Source organism: Acetobacter conturbans (genome assembly GCF_011516755.1).
In the GTDB taxonomy this organism is placed as follows: domain Bacteria; phylum Pseudomonadota; class Alphaproteobacteria; order Acetobacterales; family Acetobacteraceae; genus Acetobacter; species Acetobacter conturbans.
Genome location: NZ_WOSY01000004.1, coordinates 53,573 through 72,325 on the forward strand (window position 1 = coordinate 53,573; position 18,753 = coordinate 72,325).

Consider the following 18,753-nt stretch of genomic DNA (forward strand, 5'->3'; position numbering starts at 1 on the left):
GAATAATATGGACTGTCGCTGATGGACGCGGACGCACGAACGATAACGAAAGCCACTTCGGCGGCCACGACCGTCTGGGGTGCGCCTGATGGATTCGATGCGCTGCTGCTGGTCAGGCGTGCCCGTGAGCACAAGGGTCCGGTGCTGCACGTGGCCAAGGATGCGGCGTCGCTCGCCCGCCTCGGCGATGTGCTCGATTATATGGGCACCGGGATGGAAATCCTGCGTTTCCCGGCATGGGACTGTCTGCCCTACGACCGCGTTTCCCCCAATCCGGTGATCGTCGCGGAGCGCGTGGCCACGCTCACCCGTCTGCTGGAGCCTGTCACGGCGAAGGGCGGTCGTATCGTCCTCTCCACGCCCGGCGCGATCATGCAGCGCGTGCCGCCGCGTGCTGCCTTCGAAGGGCAGTCCCTGACGGTCGCGCAGGGGGAGAGCCTCGACCAGTCCTTTCTCATCGAACTGCTGATCGCCAACGGCTACACCCGCACCGACACGGTGATGGAGCCGGGTGAGTTCGCTACCCGTGGCGGCATTTTCGACCTGTTTCCGGCAGGCCAGCCCGAGCCGGTGCGCCTCGACCTGTTTGGTGACGAGGTGGAAAACATCCGTCACTTCGATCCCGGAACCCAGCGTTCGACCAGTAAGGCGGATCGCCTGACCTTGCGGCCCGTGTCCGAATTCTCGCTTGATCCGGCCAGTGTCTCCCGGTTCCGCTCCGCATGGCGCGATCAGTTCGGACCGGCTGCGGCTTCGGACACGCTTTACGAGCATGTCAGCGAGGGGCGACGCTATACCGGCATCGAGCACTGGCTGCCATTGTTCCACACGGACATGGAAACGCTGTTCGACTACATTCCCGGCGCGGCCATTTCCCTTGATCATCAGGTCGATGAGTCGCTGGCGGCCCGACTGGATATGGTTCAGGACCATTACGAGGCGCGCAGGACGCCGCCGCGTGAGGGGGAGACGCCCTATCGCCCCTTGCCGCCGCACCTGCTTTACCTCGACCGGCGCGGTCTCGATGCGGCTCTGTCACGCTTTCCGGTCACGAAATTCAGCCCGTTCGCCAAGCCGGATGGTGCCACGGGAATCGATGCGGGTGGCCGCCCCGGCATCATGTTCGCCAAGATCACGCCGCAGGGCGAGCGTGAGAAGGTGTTCGACCTGATCGCGGATTACACGCAGCAATGGGCTGAAACGAAGCGCCGCTGCTATATCGCCGCGTGGACCAAAGGCTCCCGCGAGCGGATCAAGACGCTGCTGACCGAGCATCGCGTGGCGGTCGAGACGTTCGATAGCTGGGATGCCGCCCGCAAGATGAAAGCGGGACCGGTCGGGCTGCTGATTTTCGGCATTGATCGAGGCTTTGTCGGCGACGATATCGCCATCGTTTCCGAGCAGGATCTGCTGGGTGAGCGCATCGGTCGTCCGCCACGCAAACGTCGCCGCGCCGACGAACTGATTTCCGAAGCAGGCGAGATCACCGAGGGCGATCTGGTCGTCCATCAGGATTACGGCATCGGGCGCTATGACGGGCTGGAAACGGTCAGCGTCGGCGTGGCGCCGCATGACTGCCTGCGTCTGCTTTATGATGGTGGCCAGAAACTCTATCTGCCGGTGGAGAACATCGAGCTGCTGAGCCGCTTCGGTTCGGATCAGGCCGGTGTGGCGCTCGATAAACTTGGCGGCGTGGCCTGGCAGGCCCGCAAGTCCAAGATGAAGGAACGCATCCGCGACATGGCGGGTGTGCTCATCCGTACGGCGGCCGCGCGTGCCCTGCGTGAAGCGCCGTCACTGGCTCCACCGGAAGGTCTGTGGGACGAGTTCTGCGCCCGTTTCCCGTTCGTGGAGACGGACGATCAGGCTCGCGCCATCGCCGATGTGATTGAGGACATGGCGTCCGGTCGCCCGATGGATCGGCTCGTCTGTGGCGATGTCGGGTTTGGCAAGACCGAAGTGGCGCTGCGTGCGGCATTCGTGGCGGCGATGTCCGGCACGCAGGTGGCGGTCGTGGTGCCGACGACATTGCTGGCGCGTCAGCATTTCCGCACATTCGAGACGAGGTTTGAAGGTTTCCCAATTCATGTGGCGCAGTTGTCGCGCATGGTCACGCCCAAGCAGGCGACCGAAGTGCGCAAGGGCATTACGGATGGCACGGTCAACATTGTGATCGGCACCCATGCGCTGCTGGCCAAGACAGTGAAGTTTGCCGACCTTGGTTTGCTGATCATTGATGAAGAGCAGCATTTCGGCGTCAATCATAAGGAAAAGCTGAAGGCCCTGCGCGAGGATGTGCATGTTCTGACGCTCTCCGCCACGCCGCTGCCGCGCACGTTGCAGCTTTCGTTGTCCGGCGTGCGTGAGATGAGCCTGATCGCCACACCGCCGACTGATCGTCTGGCGGTCCGCACCTTCATCATGCCGTTCGACAGTGTGGTGATCCGTGAGGCGATCCAGCGTGAGCGTTTCCGTGGCGGGCAGATTTTCTGTGTCGCGCCCCGTGTTGAGGATCTGAACCGTCTGGCGGAACGACTGGCCGACATCGTGCCGGACGCAAAGGTCATTCAGGCGCACGGGCAGCTGTCGCCGACGGAACTTGAACGGGTGATGACCGAGTTTGCTGATGGAAAATACGACATTCTGCTCTCTACAAACATCGTGGAAAGCGGACTGGACATGCCGTCAGTCAACACGCTCATCATCCATCGCGCGGACATGTTCGGGCTTGGACAGCTTTACCAGCTTCGCGGGCGTGTCGGGCGTGGCAAGCAACGTGGTTACGCCTATCTGACATGGCCGCAGATGCATCTTCTCTCGGCTGCGGCGCAGAAGCGGCTGGAGATCATGCAGACCCTCGACACGCTCGGCGCAGGCTTCACGCTGGCCTCGCACGATCTCGATTTGCGTGGTGCGGGTAATCTGCTGGGCGATGCACAGTCCGGTCATATCCGCGAAGTGGGCATCGAGCTGTATCAGCAGATGTTGCAGGATGCGGTTGCGGATCTGCGGGCCGAAAAGGGCAGGGCGAAGCGGGAAGACCGCGACTGGACGCCGAACATCGTGCTGGGTCTGGCCGTGCTGATCCCCGATACTTATGTGACCGATCTGCCTGTGAGGCTTGGTCTTTATCGGCGGATTGCAGCACTGGCGTCACTCGCTGAAGACGAGGCGATGGAAGCGGAACTGGTCGACCGGTTCGGTGCAATTCCGCAGGAACTCAAGAACCTTCTGGATGTGGTCGCGCTCAAGCGTCTGTGTCGTGTGGCCGGAATCGAGCGCGTGGAAGCCGGTCCGAAAGGCATGGTGATCCAGTTCCGCGGCAACAGTTTCGCCAACCCTGAAGGGTTGATCCGCTGGATGGCTAAATGGACGGACGGCACCGTGAGGCTGCGTCCTGATCACAAGATGGCCGTGGTGCGTGAACTGACCAACGTGCAGCGCATCGGGCTGGCTCAGAAGGTGATGACGGCTCTGGCGAAGCTGGCGGCGAAGGCGGAGTAGGGGAGGCGGCTGCTGCTGTCGGGAGTCGTTGCATAACCGTTTCGTTTTCGTATAGTGGGAGCGTGACGGTCATGGACAAAAGAAGAGCGGTTGCAATGCGTGTTGCCGGACTCCAGACGGCAGGAACGCCGGGAGATATTGAGGCCAATCTGCGGGAACTGGACCGCGCTGCCGAACAGGCAAAGGGGCAGGGCGCCGATCTGCTTGTGACGCCGGAACTGTTTGTCACCGGCTATGACATTGGCGATGCGCTGTTCGATCTGGCCGCGACCGATCCCATTCCGGCTGTGAGAGACATTGCCATCCGTCAGGGCGTTGCCCTGCTGGTGGGGTTTGCGGAAAGCACGCCGGAGGGCCTCTGCAACAGCGCCGTTTTGATCGACCGCATGGGGCGCGAACTGCTGCGTTATCGGAAGCAGCATCTCTTTGGCGACATGGACCGCCATTTCTTCCGTGCCGGAACCGCTCTGCCCGTTATCGTGTCCTTCATGGGCGTCCATGTCGCCGTAATGATCTGCTACGATGTGGAGTTCCCCGAATATGTCCGGGCAGTCGCGCTGGCAGGATGCGAACTGTTGCTGGTGCCCACCGCTCAGATGGCGCCGTTCACCTTCGTCGCACGAGAGGTGATTCGCACGCGGGCATGGGAAAACCAGATCTATATTGCCTACATCAACCATGATGGCCGTGAGCGCGACACCGTTTATGTCGGCAACAGCCAGATCGTGGCTCCCGATGCGACCGTGCTGGCGCGGATCGAACATGGCGATGGCCTGATTCTGGCCGATGTGATGCCGGGCGTCGTGGAACAGGCCCAGCGGGATAATCCATATTTCCGGGACAGGCGGCCGGAATCCTACCGCTCGCTGGTTCCTGACACAGGGAAGGGAATAGCATGAAGACGGACTCGGGGGCGACGCAGGGACGACTGTCCGGCAATCTCGGAGTCAGGGAAATCATTTTCATGGTGATGGCCGCGGCGGCACCGCTGACCGTTGTCAGCGGTAATGTTCCGCTCGCCATTGCGCAGGGTAACGGCCCGTGGGCGTGGACCGGTTTTGTGGCGGCTGCCCTCGTTTTACTGCTGTTCTCCGTCGGTTTCGTGGCGATGACGCCCTTCATGGTCGAAGCGGGAGCCTTCTTCACCTACATCAGGACCGGACTGGGCAGCCGCATTGGAAAAGGCGGCGCATTTCTGGCGCTGCTCACCTACACGGCCATTCAGCTCGGTGTTTACGGGTTTTTCGGCTGGGCCGTGGATGATGCGGTGCGTCAGTGGGGTGGTCCGCACCTGCCCTGGTCACTCTATGCCGCCGGAATTCTGATGGTCGTCGGGTTTCTGGGATATCGGGATATCGAGTTGAGCTCCCGTGTTCTCGGTGTTGCTCTGGTGCTGGAAATTGGTGTGGTTCTGGTCATGAACGCCGCCATCGTCTGGCACCCGCTTCCGGTGCCCCCTCCCGTACCAACCACTCCGGCGGAGCCGACAGGGCCGTTCGCCGTGTCGCTTCTGTTTGCCATCACCGGTTTTATCGGCTTCGAGGCAACGGCGATCTTTCGCGATGAGGCACGGGACCCCGAACGCACCATTCCACGTGCGACCTATGGGGCGGTCCTCATCATCGGCCTGTTCTATGCCTTTTCCTGCTGGTGTATGATTCTGGCATGGGGACAGAACTCCGTGACAGCCATCGCTCACGGATATCTCGCATCCGGCGGTAACATGGTTCTGGAAACTGCGGCCCGTTACGTGGGCAGCGGTCTTCGCGACATTATGGAAGTCCTGCTGCTCACAAGCCTGTTCGCCTGCCTGCTGTCATTCCACAACATCATTGCCCGCTATCAACTTGTGCTGGGGCGTGAAGGTGTGTTGCCGGCTCATCTTGCCCGCACCCATGCCGTGCATGCGTCACCTCACACATCCTCGGTCGTGCAGACGATAACCGCCGCCGTGCTGCTGGTTCTGGCGGCGCTGTCGGGGGCGGACCCGCTTGTTACTATTTTCGGTTCGATGGCCGGTATTTCCACGGTCGGCATCGTTCTGCTGATGATTCTCACGTCTTGCGCGGTCGTCGCGTTCTTCTGCAACCGGAGAATGCCAGCCGGGAAGTTTCAGACCACATGGTGTCCGGTCTTTTCAGTCTTCGTGCTGGCATGCGTGCTCTATATCATTCTCGAAAACTTTACGACGATCACTGGTCTTTCACTGGGTGTCAGCACTGCTCTCGCGGTCCTCCCCTTTCTCGCGGTAGCGCTGGGATACTTCATGGGCAAGGATGACGGGGTGCGTCTGGCGAGTGTTCCGGACGGTAAACCCTCTCTTCACGAGGGAGAAGTATTCCGCTGACAGCTGCGGGAATGATAATCTTTTGTTGCTGGCGTAACTCCTGCTTGTCTTGTGCGTTCTCTCTGTAACATTGCCTTAAACGCCATTGGTTCAGTTACAGGGAGCGCCCCATGAAGCAGGTCAGCAAGATACTCCTCCCGCTCAGCAGCACGCGTAACGCGGAGGCTGCTTTCATTCTGGGCGCGAATTTTGCCCGGCGTTTCTCCGCGCATCTCGCGGTGCTGCATGTCCGTTCAGACGGGCGTGATATTGCGCCACTGGCCGGGGAAGGGCTGACGGGGGGCATGGTGGAGGAGCTGATTTCCTCCGCTGAGAAGGAAGGCGGAAGGCGGACGCGCGAAATTCATCAGGCATTCGAGAACTTCGCCGCACGCACGCCTGACATCGAGAGCGTGCCACCGCGTATTCCGTTCCCGCAGGGGCGGCCGAGTATGAGCTTCAACGTGCTGCGCGGTGCGGAAAATGAAGTCGTCCCCTGGCATGCGCGGCTGTCCGACTTTACGCTTGTTCCTCATCTCGATAGTGGCGATGAAATATCATCCTCGGAAGCGCTGCATGCCGTTCTGTTCGATAGCGGGCGTCCGGCTGTAATCGCACCGCGCGAACCGATGACGCACATGATCAAGAGGGTGTGTATCGCCTGGAACGGAACGGCAGAAGCGGCTTCGGCTTTGCGGGGTGTGCTGGCGTGGGCCAGCGTGGCGGAGCGTGTCCGGGTGCTGCACTGCGATGATTACCAGCGCCGCGGGCCGGACGCCCGCGAGGTGGTGGATTACCTGTCCATGCATAACATCACGGCCGACCGGCAGGAATTTCTCCCGATCGACCGTGATATCGGACGTGGCCTTCTTGGCGCCTGTCAGGATTTCGGAGCGGATATGCTGGCGATGGGCGCCTATTCGCATTCCCGCCTGCGTCAGCTCATTCTGGGTGGCGTTACCCGGCACGTGCTGGAGCACAACATGTTGCCGATCATCATGAGCCGCTAAGAGCCTTTTTGGAAATTCCTGTTCCGGACCGGAAGTCCCCGTGTGGCGAAGAGGTGAAACATGAAACCGGCAGGAAACAGCCAATCTGGCCCTTAAAGGCCTTGCGGAAAGCTTGCGTTTGAAGGCGAACAGCAATTTCCAAAAGGGCTCTAAGGAAACTCCCTTCTGGCCGATCTGGACCAGAAGGGAGAAGACCGGTCAGCCGATATGGAAGAAATCGGGACCGTTGTTCCGGCTATTCCCACCACGTGATGGCATGGTACTGTCGGCAACCCGGATGTTCGGCACACCACCCATCAGCGGATCGGTAATGCTGTCCCGCCCGTTCTCGATGTGACCGGCAAGCTGGTAGTGGAAGCTGCTGTCACCTTCGACCTCGATGGTCAGGTCATACCAGCCGCCACGCTCCGCCGTTTCGAGGTTGAGGCCATGCGCTTCCATCGGTTCGAGATGGTGGTGACGCAGTTTTTCCCCTGAATAGCCGTCCGTGAACACCAGACGGACGCTTGTAGTGCCCAGATTGACCAGCTCCACTTTCAGGGTCTGACGAGACCGTTCAACCGTCGTGTCCACACTGATCTGAGCCAGCGCGGCGCCACCCAGCGTGCCTTTGCAGGCGCGGAGGTAACCGTTAGGCCCATGCACGGCCAGGTCATAAGTGCCGTCCGGCGAGACAGTCCATGTGTCGTCCAGCCGCTTCCGCGCTTCGACCGTGTAATAACGCGGTACGGTCACGGAAAGGGCATCGCGAACGTGGAATACCGCGCCGGCATCACCAGTATTGTGGAAGGAAAGTCTGACCTGACCGGCACTGGATTGCGGCATCATGCGCACATGCAGGTCATACGGCAGGGCACGGGCGCGCCTTACGCCGCTTTCCTGCTGCGGCACACTCTGATCCGTCGGCACCGTCGGGGTATAGCTGCTGTGACGGGTGGCATCTTTCGGCACATAGGCGGTCGTCGACGGCATGTCGGCGAGGTGTGTGTTCGGATTGCGGAAGTCGAAGGCCGAGGTGAGATCGCCGGAGACGACACGCCGCCATGGGGTGATGTTGCTCTCGGTCAAACCCGGATAATGCGGGCCGAAACGACGCTCGATGAAGCGGATCAGCGAGGTATGGTCGAACACTTCCGAGTTCACCCAGCCGCCCCTGCTCCAGGGGGAGATGACGATCATCGGCACGCGCGGACCGAAGCCATAAGGACCGGCGGCGTGCGACGAACTGCCGGGGAACAGTTCGTGCTCGATCGAGACCGTGGATTTGCCATGGCTTGAATCGACGGGGACGGACGGTGGGATCACATGATCGAAAAATCCGTCATTTTCATCGAACATCACAAAGAGGGCGGTCTTGCTCCACACTTCCGGGTCACTCGTGAGAATATCGAGAACCTGCGAGACATACCAAGCGCCATAATTAGCGGGCCAGTTCGGGTGCTCTGAATAGGCTTCTGGTGCGACAATCCATGAAACCTGCGGAAGTTTTCCGGATTCAACGTCAGATTTCAGAATATCGAAAGGCGTGCCCGAAACGGCAATGTTGGTTCCCGTTCTGGCCTTTTGCGCCAGAGGAGAGGAATCGGCTGCATTGCGATACTGGTTGAAATACAGCAGGGAACTGTCGCCATAGTTGCCAATATAGGCGTCGCTGGTCCATCCCCACGAACCGGCCGCCGTCAGGCCGGTGCCAATGTCCTGATAAACTTTCCAGGAGACGCCAGCCTTTTCGAGGCGCTCGGGATAGGTCGACCAGCCATACCCCGCTTCGGAGTTGTCGACGACCGGGCCGCCACCTGAACCATCATTGCCGACCCAGCCTGTCCACATATAATAACGGTTGGGGTCCGTCGCGCCCATCACCGAGCAGTGGTAGGCATCACAGATCGTAAAAGCATCAGCCAGAGCATAATGAAACGGAACATCGTCTCGCTCGAGATGTGACATGCAGGTTGCGGTCTTGGCTGGAATCCAGCCGTTCCATTCGCCACCGTTCCACGCCTTCTGGGTGGTGTCCCAGTCGTGCGGCAGGTCGGCAAGGAACTGCAGCCCCATATCGGGCGCCGTCGGATGGAACGGCATGACGACATTGCTGCCATTCGGCTGATTCCAGACGGATTTGCCGGATGAAAGCATGGCGGCCCGTGGATCATTGTAGCCCCGAACACCTTGCAGCATGCCGAAATAATGGTCGAACGAACGGTTTTCCTGCATCAGAAAAACGATGTGCTCAACGTCATCAATGGAGCGTGTGCGATTATTCGCGGGGAGGGCCAGAGCCTTGCCGATGCTCTGCTGCATCGTGGCCGCCATTGCGCCGGAAGCAAGAAGTTTGAGAAAATTACGACGATCAGGATGTGTCATTTGAGGCGTTTTCGCTCTGATTGAAACTGCCTTGTTGTATTCATGTTTCAGAATGAAATAGGTGACAGATGTATTAACAAAATATGACTTATATTGGCATCTATATAATTTTATAGACTTTTGTAGTTTCTCGTTTTTGAGAAAAAGCGTGGTTCAATGTCCGTATTCTCAGAGTCTTTTTGGAAATTCCTGTTCCGGACCGAAAGTCGCCGTGTGGCGAAGAGGTGAAACATGAAACCGGCCGGAAACAGCCAATCTGGCACTGAAAGGCCTTGCGAAAAGCTTGCGTTTGAAGGCGAACAGCAATTTCCAAAAAGGCTCTCAGAGCCTGTGTGAAAATTCATCGCCTGACGTCAGATGCGCCCCACTGACCACGCGCGCGGGCAAAGCCGTCGTGTGCGCTTCTTTCACCAGTTATAGTGGCTTTGTGGTCTGTCCGGATCGAACAGACCGACTAGCGTCTCGTCGGGCGGGGTAGCGGATTTCAGCGTGTGAAACCGTCCGAAAATGCCCGCATCCCACAAGCCCCACACGCAGCGTTGCGGAGGAGTTGCCCTGTACAATGCCTCGCCCCTGAAACTGTTATCTGTATGAAAATGTCGGACTTCCGCCATTCCCATGGTGGTGGGAAGGACCTCTTGTAAGCTCGTTTCGGCGTTACCGGAATTTTCCAAACAGGCTCGCAGCTACGGTCGGTTTCTCGCCCGGAAGGTTTTCTGACGGGGGCGGCTTGTGCTTCATGCAGGATCGCCGATGATCTGCTACAGAGACAGGAGCCATCACGACCCCGCTGATGCCCAGTCTGCTGTTCCATACGCTACGGGAGGAGACACGCCCTGACAGATGCCCCCACGTCCGGAACCGACCGGCAACCCGTTCTCTTCCTGCCGCATGGTGGAGGTCCCTGTTTTTTCATGGACTGGCCCGGATGGGAGAATATGGGAGCATATCTCCGCGGTATCTTCGAGACCCTTCCGCGCAGGCCGTCGGCCATTCTCGTAATGTCCGGTCACTGGGAAACCCGCATCCCAACCGTCACGACGGCCGAAACACCAGCTCTCCTTTATGATTATTACGGATTTCCGAAACATACCTATGAGCTGAAATATCCCGCTCCCGGTTCGCCCGCTCTTGCAGCCCGTGTTCGGGCCTTACTGACGGTGGCGGGGATCGAAAGTGGCGAAGACCACGCGCGCGGGTTCGATCATGGCATATTTATTCCGTTCCTGCTGGCCTTTCCCGACGCCGATATCCCCATAGTCGAGCTGTCCATGGGAGAGAGGATGGATGCAGGGGAGGAACTCCGCATCGGACAGGCACTCGCGCCTCTGCGGGATGAGAATGTGCTGATCGTGGCGACAGGCATGACCTATCATAACCTGCGGCAGTTCATGACCGGTAATCCGGCGACGGATGATATCTCCCGATCCTTCGACCAGTGGCTTACGAAAACCATTGATTCCGAAACGGAAGAGCGGAACGATGCGCTTGTCGCATGGGAAAACGCTCCCGGTGCCCGGATCTGTCACCCGCGCGAGGAACATCTTCTGCCTCTCATGTTTGCTGCCGGTGCCGCGGGACAGGACCGTGGGGTGCGGACCTATAGCGATACCGTGATGGGCAAGGCTCTTTCCGGCTTCCGCTTTGGATAGCCGGTTTATTTCAGGGAAAGAAAAACAAATGAAGAAAAGATCTTTTCTGACATCCACGTTTACTGTCTTCGGTCTTGTCGCCACCATTGCGACAGCGAGCGCCGCGCCTCTTCCGGCAGATGCAAAGGCAGGAACTTATGCGATCGATCCCCACCATACCCAGGTCGTCTTTTCATTGCTGCATCTCGGTTTTACCAATTACACCGGCCTCCTTTCGGATGCATCAGGTTCCCTGATGTTCGATCCGCAGCGTCTCGACAAAACGAAGCTGACTGTCTCGGTGAAGATCGACAGTGTGGAGACAACAAGCGACCGCCTTACGGGAGAACTGAAGAGCGCCGACTGGTTTGATGCTACCCGCTTTCCCACGGCGACCTTCATTTCCACGAATGTCACTCAGACTGGCAATGGGGAGGCCGATATCGGCGGCAACCTCACTCTGCATGGCGTCACGAAGCCCGTGACGCTGCACGCTCGCTTTATCGGCGCAGGCGTCAACCCAATGGACAAGGCTTACACGCTTGGTTTCGAAGGCACGACGACCGTCAAACGCAGTGATTTCGGGGTGAGCAAATACGTTCCGATGGTCGGAGATGATGTAACCCTCTCTCTCGCGGGTGCTTTTGAGAAAAAATAACGCCTGCAAGCGCTCCTGGTAATATGAAAGCCGGGAGAAAGTTATCGTCCGGCTTTACTCTTCCCTTAGGGGTAAAGTCGGGTCCCTTCCCACGCTGCCTTCCCATGGCTGACCCAGATCGCCCGGTCATGCAGGCGGTAAGGACGATCCTGCCAGAACTCGAAACGGTCAGGATGCAGGCGGAAGCCGGACCAGTTGGCCGGGCGTGGAACGGGCTTGCCCTCGTATCTCGCTTCCACTTCATGGATGCGGTTTTCGAAGGTGGCGCGGTCGGGCAGCGGGCGTGACTGATCGGACGCGATAGCTCCGACCTGCGACAGGCGGCGACGCGTCGCGAAATAGGCATCGGCCTCTTCCGACGTGACGGGCGTCACCGTGCCTTCGATGCGGATCTGGCGGCGCAGGCTCTTCCAGTGAAACAGCAGGGCGGCAACCGGGGTGGCTGCGAGTTCCCGACCCTTGCGGCTTTCGAGGTTGGTATAGAAGCAGAAACCGTCCCGGTCGAAGCCTTTCAGAAGAATGATGCGCGCCGAGGGCCGCCCCTCAGGGGAAACGGTAGCAAGCGTCATGGCATTCGGGTCGTTGGGCTCCGAAGCCTCCGCATCCTTCATCCACGCAGCGAAGAGATCGAACGGGTCTGCGGAGAGATCGATCAGCGGCGGTGCGCCAGCATCCTGCTGCGGGTCTGTCATGAGTTTTCTCCGTTTAGCGTCACGGTTGGAAAGGATTCTTGTTCCGTCCGGGGTTGTTCCCGCCCGCTGGTTGTGCAACGACCCGGCCATCTTGTCACCACTGCAGCAGTCGAGGTTTTTGCATGACTGAGGACACCCTTGCACCGCCCGCCGGCACTCTGATGCGCGGGAAGAAGGGGCTCGTGATGGGCGTTGCGAATGATCGTTCCATCGCATGGGCCATCGCACAGGCGGTCGCGGCGCAGGGAGGTGAACTGGCGTTCACCTATCAGGGCGAGGCGCTGGGTAAGCGCGTGCGCCCGCTGGCCGACAGCATCGGTTCAAAACTGGTGTTGCCGTGCGATGTTTCTGACGATGCCGCCATTGATGAGACATTCTCCATTCTCGAAAAGGAATGGGGCGGTCTGGATTTCGTCGTCCACGCGATTGGCTGGGCGGACAAGCAGTATCTGCGTGGCCGCTATGTCGATACGCCGCGTGAGGCGTTTCTGACGGCGCTGGATATCTCCTGCTATTCCTTTACGGCGGTGGCCCGTCGCGCGGCGGCGATGATGAAGAGCGGCGGCTCGCTGCTGACTCTCTCCTATCTCGGCGCGGAGCGCGTGATGCCGCATTACAACGTGATGGGCGTTGCGAAAGCGGCACTTGAGGCATCCGTACGCTACATGGCGGCCGATCTCGGTCAGGACGGTATTCGCGTGAATGCCATTTCCGCCGGACCGATCAAGACGCTGGCCGCCAGTGGTATCGGCGATTTCCGCTACATCCTGAAATGGAACGAATACAACGCCCCTCTGGAGCGTAACGTTTCCCTTAGCGATGTCGGTGGCGCAGGGCTGTACATGCTCTCAGACCTTTCCCGCGGCGTGACCGGCGAGGTACATCATGTCGATAGCGGCTACCATATTGTCGGCATGAAGAACCCGAAGGCACCGGATATTTCGGTCGCGGGCGAATAAAGAAGGGGAAAGGGATGTCCTACAACACGTTCGGACACATGTTCCGTGTGACGACCTGGGGCGAAAGCCATGGGCCGGCGATCGGATGTGTAGTGGACGGATGTCCCCCACGCCTTGCCCTGAGCGAAGAAGACATCCAGCCGTTTCTGGACCGGCGTCGGCCAGGGCAGTCCTCCTTCACGACGCAGAGACGCGAACCGGATGAAGTGCGCATCTGTTCCGGCGTGTTCGAGGGCCTGAGCACCGGCACGCCGATTTCGCTGGTGATCGAGAATACCGACCAGCGCTCCAAGGACTATGGCGAGATCGCGCAGACTTTTCGTCCCGGTCATGCCGATCTCGCTTACCAGACCAAATACGGTATCCGGGACTATCGTGGGGGCGGTCGCTCTTCGGCCCGCGAAACCGCCATGCGTGTCGCCGCAGGTGCCATTGCCCGGCGCGTTCTGGGAGATGGTGTCAAAATCCGTGGCGCGCTCGTGCAGATCGGTCAGCACGAGGTGGACCGGAGCCGCTGGGACTGGAGCGAAGTGGAACGCAATCCGTTCTTCGCGCCCGATCCGGGTATTGTGCCGATATGGGAAGAGTATCTCAGCGGAATCCGCAAGGCCGGATCGTCGGTCGGGGCTGTCGTGGAGATCGTGGCGGAAGGTGTGCAGCCGGGGCTGGGCGCGCCGATTTATGGCAAGCTGGATGCTGATCTGGCAGCAGCCCTGATGAGCATCAACGCCGTCAAAGCCGTGGAAATCGGAGACGGGTTCGCGACGGCGGCCTATACCGGGCCGGAAAATGCCGACGCGCTGCGGATGCAGGACGGCCACCCCGTGTTCGAGACCAATCATGCGGGCGGCATTCTCGGTGGCATTTCCACCGGACAGCCGATCGTTGCCCGTTTCGCTGTCAAACCGACAAGTTCGATGCTTATCCCGGTTCCGTCGGTGAGCCTGTCGGGAGAAGAGGTGCAGGTCGTCACCAAGGGGCGGCATGACCCCTGTGTGGGCATCCGCGCCGTGCCGGTGGGTGAGGCGATGCTGGCCTGCGTGCTGGCCGATCATCTGTTGCGACATCGCGGACAGGTGGGCTCGCTGTAAAGAGCGACTGTCCGCGACGGAAACAGGCGGGGCACCCTTTCCAAACCGTGCCCAAGCCCGTAAGGCGACAGCCGACTGAAACCGCGCCTCACAGGAACAGCTCCGATGATCCGAGTCAGCGAAATTCGCCTGCCACTGGAACATGTCCCGGAGGCATTACTTGAGGCGCTGGCTCAGCATCTGGGTGTCGAACCGGGAGATATCCATCACTGGAGCGTCGTGCGGCGAGGCTATGACGCGCGGAAGCGGGGCCGTATTTTTCTGGTCTATACGCTCGACTGCACGCTCCCCGATGAAGATGCCATTCTGGCGAAACATGCTGGTAATCCGCAGATCCGTCCTGCGCCGGAAACGACGTATGAACCCGTGGCTCTGGATATTCCCGCGCTTGTAGCGCGTCAGGACTTTCAGAGGCCCGTTGTGATCGGGGCAGGTCCCTGTGGGCTGATGGCCGCGCTCATCCTCGCCCAGATGGGGTTGAAACCGATCATTCTCGAACGTGGCAAGCCCGTTCGCGAGCGCACCGTGGACACGTTCGCTCTTTGGCGGAAATCCGAACTGACACCCGAGAGTAATGTGCAGTTCGGCGAGGGCGGGGCAGGGACCTTCTCTGACGGCAAGCTGTACACGCGCGTGAACGATGCGCGTCATCTGGGCCGGAAGGTGCTGGATGAGTTTGTTCGCGCTGGTGCGCCGGAGGAAATCCTTTATCTTTCCAAGCCCCATATCGGGACTTTCCGTCTTGTGTCGATGGTTGAACACATGCGGGAGGAAATCGTGGCGGCCGGTGGCACCTACCGGTTCTATTCCCGCATGGACCAGCTTATTCTCGACGAGCAGCACAAGGTGCGCGGTGTACGTCTGGCGGACGGCGAGGAAATTCCGGCGACGCATGTCATTCTGGCTGTCGGGCACAGCGCCCGGGACACGTTCGAGATGCTGCACGCCGAAGGTGTGGCGATGGAGGCCAAGCCTTTCTCGATCGGCGTGCGGATCGAGCATCCTCAATCCCTGATCGATGCCGATCAGTTCGGACCGCAGGCCGGATCGAAGATCCTTGGGGCAGCGGACTACAAGCTGGTGCATCGCACGGAAGACGGGCGCGGAGTCTACTCCTTCTGCATGTGTCCCGGCGGAACGGTGGTGGCCGCGACTTCGGAACCTGGGCGCGTCGTCACCAACGGCATGAGCCAGTATTCCCGCGCCGAGCGGAATGCCAATGCAGGGATCGTGGTCGAGCTGCGGCCCGGTGTGGACTATCCTGCCGACCCACTCGCAGGCGTTGCTTTCCAGCGTCACTGGGAGAGTCGGGCGTTTATCGCAGGTGGGAGCGATTATCGCGCGCCTGCTCAACGGGTTGAGGATTTTCTGGCCGCACGCCCCTCGACTCATCTGGGGAGTGTCGTTCCGTCCTATCGGCCCGGTGTGACGCCGACGAGTCTTGATTCCTGCCTGCCGGATTTCGTCTGCGCGGCCATCCGCGAGGCCCTGCCGTCCTTTGCCCGCAAGTTGTCCAGCTTCGCTCTTGGCGATGCGGTGATGACCGGTGTGGAGACGCGCACATCGTCGCCCCTCCAGATCCCTCGTGGGGATGATGGCGAAAGCCTGAACACGCCGGGTCTGTATCCGGCAGGTGAAGGCGCTGGCTATGCGGGCGGCATCATGTCGGCCGCGATGGATGGCATTCGCGTTGCCGAAGCCGTGGCGCTTTCCTTCGGCGGTCGGAAAGCTGTCGGACTGTTGAGGGGCAAGTCGGACAGCCTCGTCTGAACCGTTATGTGTGCGGGCTTGCGAACCAAGCCCGTTTCAGGCTGTTGTTGGATGAAGAAGAAGCCGGGTTCACCCCGGCCGGAAAAGGAGCCGTTCCATGCGTGCCGTCGGATATCAGAAATCGCTGCCTGTCACGGATGAAAATGCGCTCGTCGATATCGAGCTGCCTGTTCCCGAAGCAAAAGGGCATGACCTGCTGGTCGAGGTGAAGGCTGTTTCGGTCAATCCGGTGGACACCAAGGTGCGGATGCGTGCTGAACCCGCACCCGGACAGTGGAAGATACTGGGGTGGGATGCGGCTGGCGTTGTCAAAGCGGTCGGCCCGGATGTGAAGCGGTTCCAGCCGGGTGATGAGGTCTATTACGCCGGAGCGGTGACACGGCAGGGCTGTAACAGCGAGTTCCATCTGGTCGATGAGCGCATTGCCGGTCACAAGCCACGCTCCCTGAACTGGGCCGAAGCGGCGGCGATGCCTCTTACGACCGTCACTGCCTGGGAAATGCTTTTCGATCGGCTGGATATCACCCGTCTGGTGCCCGGCGCGGCTCAGGCTATTCTTATTATCGGAGCGGGCGGTGGCGTGGGGTCCATGGCGGTGCAACTTGCCCGTCGGCCCGGCAACATCACCGTCATCGGCACGGCATCCCGTCCAGAGACGTTCGAATGGGCCAGGTCGCTTGGGGCGCATTACATGATCGATCACAGGCAGAAGCTGGCGCCGCAGATCGAGGCTTTGGGGATTGGCGCTCCGGGCTATGTGTTCTCCATCACCCAGACCGACAGGCATTTCCCCGATGTCGTGCAGCTTATCGCGCCACAGGGACGTTTCGGTCTGATTGATGATCCGCCGTCTCTGGATATCATGCCGTTCAAGGCGAAGAGCGTTTCCGCTCATTGGGAACTGATGTTCACGCGCTCCACCTTCCAGACGGCTGATATGATCCGTCAGGCGGAGATTCTGGAAGAAGTCTCCAGTCTCGTGGATGCCGGGGTTTTGCGGACGACCCTGAATGAGGTGCTGGGACCGATCAATGCAGCCAATCTGCGAAAAGCTCATGCCCTGCTGGAAAGCGGGACAGTGAAGGGGAAGATTGTGCTGGAAGGGTTTGGTTCTTAATTTCTGCAAATGTTTTTACTATTTCATAGTTTTTATAAAATATTCTGCAAATTAAGTGTTTTCTTTGGGAATTCTTTATTAATTGGAAGGCGTTGCGTTGTTCGGAATTGCTGATTTTTTCAAAAAAAGAAAGTATCTGAAGAAGATAACGCCGCATGCAAAGACATTTTTGTTAAAAATGATCGTGCCGAGGACAATAAACAGACTCTAAAAATAGACCATAATGATTGTTTTTGTTTAATAACCCATCATGGAACAATCCTGTTCGCTGATTCTGATGGCTCTTTAAGGCATGTTCTGCCAGCAAAGAATGTCAGGCCGATATTGGGAGTAAATGTAAAAGGTGGAGTCTGGCTGGTTCGGGAATTAGAAGATGGTCGATATGAATCCTTGGTCTCAGATGCGGGCTCTGAAAAAATTCGATTTTCATCAACAGAGCAACCATCCATTTTAAGTATTGGTGGCAGTATCCATGATGGAGTTTCATTCTCTTTCGGAGGGAAATATCTTATCTGCTTCCCGGATGGGACGGCGTCTTTCAGTAGCGAGAATTTAGGGGCGTGGGAAAATTTAGCTTTAATTTCGTATGAGACATTTCAGTGGTTTCTTTCCGCGGATAAACAGGGATGGTTTGATTGCATTACTGAGGAAAAAATTTCTTTTCAGTCGTTTAGAAAACAAGATGCTCTGACTTATATGGATTGTGGCGCCTTTTCATACCGTCTAAGTGGGCGGCCAGGCCCCGTTATTGTTTCCGGAGAACAATCGACGCAGGCTTTTATTTTTGATTCGTTTCAAAGACGCCGCAACATCGTGCGCTATAATCCGCTTGTTTATTTTTGTGTATTTGGTGATGATGAATACTATCAATGCTGCGCTTTGGCGCTCACCTCTCTCAGGCGCTTTGGATTATATGAAGGTGATGTTTTTATTGTCGCTGACCGTGATTCAAACGAAACACTGAGCTTCTTTCCTGAGGATGTTCATCGCAATACTCACATTGTGCAGGCATCTGACGCAGATCATTTATTTGAAAGATATAAGATTTTCGAACATAGAATTGATGGATATTCGCCAGTTCTTTATTTGGATACAGATATTATCATTTCAAGTGATATTAATGGGATTATCAAAAAAGCAGCTTTTCAGGATGGTTTCCATCTCTATCGTGAAGCGGCGGGAGAAGCCGATTTAATCAAAGTCACGCAGTGGGATGTGATTGCTAATTGGTGGGGCGCATGGATGATAGGAAGGGAAGGAGAGATAGGAGATCTATCTTTTTGGCGAGCAACTTCCGGTATAATGCTCTTCAGTGATTTACCAGCTACACACAGAATGTTCGAGACGGTATGTCGCGTAGGGAAACTCACACGGCGACATGAAATCGACTGGTTCGGAGACCAGCCTGTGTTGAATTATGTCGCTACTCAGACAGAAATGGTCGATATAGAATTATTGAAAGATAAATCTCTGAATAGTGCTTATGTAGATCACTTTATGTCAAATAGAGCGCGGTTTCTAATGCATATCTCTATGGGGGTAGGCGAAGGAAAGAAGAAATTTCCAATCATGAAAGAGTTATTCGACACATTGTCTGCATGATTTATCGAAAGAGATAAATTGGCGCGACC

At 58.2% G+C, this 18,753-nt stretch carries 13 protein-coding genes; 11 read left to right on the top strand and 2 right to left on the bottom strand.

Going from position 1 to position 18,753, the window contains the following annotated elements:
• Positions 1 to 21: 21 nt before the first annotated feature.
• The 4 genes from mfd (at position 22) to GOB81_RS05260 (ending at position 6,840) form a co-directional block, all read left to right on the top strand.
• Positions 22 to 3,504 carry a transcription-repair coupling factor gene (gene mfd / locus GOB81_RS05245; protein WP_173569332.1) on the top strand — a complete coding sequence of 1,161 codons (3,483 nt, stop codon included), beginning with the start codon at positions 22 to 24 and terminating at the stop codon, positions 3,502 to 3,504.
• Positions 3,505 to 3,599: 95 nt separating this feature from the next.
• A complete protein-coding gene (locus GOB81_RS05250; protein WP_173569333.1) occupies positions 3,600 to 4,403 on the top strand; it encodes a carbon-nitrogen hydrolase family protein in 804 nt (267 codons plus the stop codon).
• Positions 4,400 to 5,851, top strand: a complete 1,452-nt coding sequence (locus GOB81_RS05255) for an APC family permease (RefSeq protein ID WP_173569334.1) — start codon at positions 4,400 to 4,402, stop codon at positions 5,849 to 5,851. Before GOB81_RS05250 ends, GOB81_RS05255 begins: the two co-directional genes overlap by 4 nt.
• A gap of 110 nt (positions 5,852 to 5,961) precedes the next feature.
• On the top strand, positions 5,962 to 6,840 hold the full coding sequence (locus GOB81_RS05260; protein ID WP_173569335.1) for a universal stress protein: 879 nt from the start codon (positions 5,962 to 5,964) through the stop codon (positions 6,838 to 6,840).
• Between the two features lie 198 nt (positions 6,841 to 7,038).
• Here GOB81_RS05260 and GOB81_RS05265 read toward each other — a convergent pair whose 3' ends face one another.
• A complete protein-coding gene (locus GOB81_RS05265; protein ID WP_173569336.1) occupies positions 7,039 to 9,204 on the bottom strand; it encodes a phosphocholine-specific phospholipase C in 2,166 nt (721 codons plus the stop codon).
• 914 nt (positions 9,205 to 10,118) lie between these two features.
• Between GOB81_RS05265 and GOB81_RS05270 the strand changes: the two genes are divergently transcribed.
• Positions 10,119 to 10,856: a DODA-type extradiol aromatic ring-opening family dioxygenase gene (locus tag GOB81_RS05270; protein WP_173569337.1), complete on the top strand. Its 738-nt coding sequence runs from the start codon at positions 10,119 to 10,121 to the stop codon at positions 10,854 to 10,856.
• A 28-nt stretch (positions 10,857 to 10,884) separates the two neighbouring features.
• The gene (locus tag GOB81_RS05275; RefSeq protein ID WP_173569338.1) at positions 10,885 to 11,493 is read left to right on the top strand and encodes a YceI family protein; all 609 of its coding nucleotides are present in this window, start codon (positions 10,885 to 10,887) and stop codon (positions 11,491 to 11,493) included.
• A gap of 65 nt (positions 11,494 to 11,558) precedes the next feature.
• On the opposite strand, the gene pdxH is transcribed toward GOB81_RS05275, so the two are convergent.
• Positions 11,559 to 12,185 carry a pyridoxamine 5'-phosphate oxidase gene (gene pdxH / locus GOB81_RS05280; RefSeq protein ID WP_173569339.1) on the bottom strand — a complete coding sequence of 209 codons (627 nt, stop codon included), beginning with the start codon at positions 12,183 to 12,185 and terminating at the stop codon, positions 11,559 to 11,561.
• Between the two features lie 122 nt (positions 12,186 to 12,307).
• Between pdxH and fabI the strand changes: the two genes are divergently transcribed.
• From fabI to GOB81_RS05305, 5 genes are all read left to right on the top strand, one after another.
• A complete protein-coding gene (fabI, locus tag GOB81_RS05285; RefSeq protein ID WP_173569340.1) occupies positions 12,308 to 13,144 on the top strand; it encodes an enoyl-ACP reductase FabI in 837 nt (278 codons plus the stop codon).
• A gap of 14 nt (positions 13,145 to 13,158) precedes the next feature.
• Positions 13,159 to 14,235, top strand: a complete 1,077-nt coding sequence (aroC, locus tag GOB81_RS05290; RefSeq protein ID WP_173569341.1) for a chorismate synthase — start codon at positions 13,159 to 13,161, stop codon at positions 14,233 to 14,235.
• Between the two features lie 105 nt (positions 14,236 to 14,340).
• On the top strand, positions 14,341 to 16,005 hold the full coding sequence (locus tag GOB81_RS05295) for an NAD(P)/FAD-dependent oxidoreductase (RefSeq protein ID WP_173569342.1): 1,665 nt from the start codon (positions 14,341 to 14,343) through the stop codon (positions 16,003 to 16,005).
• 97 nt (positions 16,006 to 16,102) lie between these two features.
• On the top strand, positions 16,103 to 17,122 hold the full coding sequence (locus GOB81_RS05300; protein ID WP_173569343.1) for a zinc-binding alcohol dehydrogenase family protein: 1,020 nt from the start codon (positions 16,103 to 16,105) through the stop codon (positions 17,120 to 17,122).
• A 324-nt stretch (positions 17,123 to 17,446) separates the two neighbouring features.
• Positions 17,447 to 18,724, top strand: a complete 1,278-nt coding sequence (locus GOB81_RS05305) for a hypothetical protein (protein WP_173569344.1) — start codon at positions 17,447 to 17,449, stop codon at positions 18,722 to 18,724.
• The last annotated feature ends 29 nt before the right edge of the window (positions 18,725 to 18,753 follow it).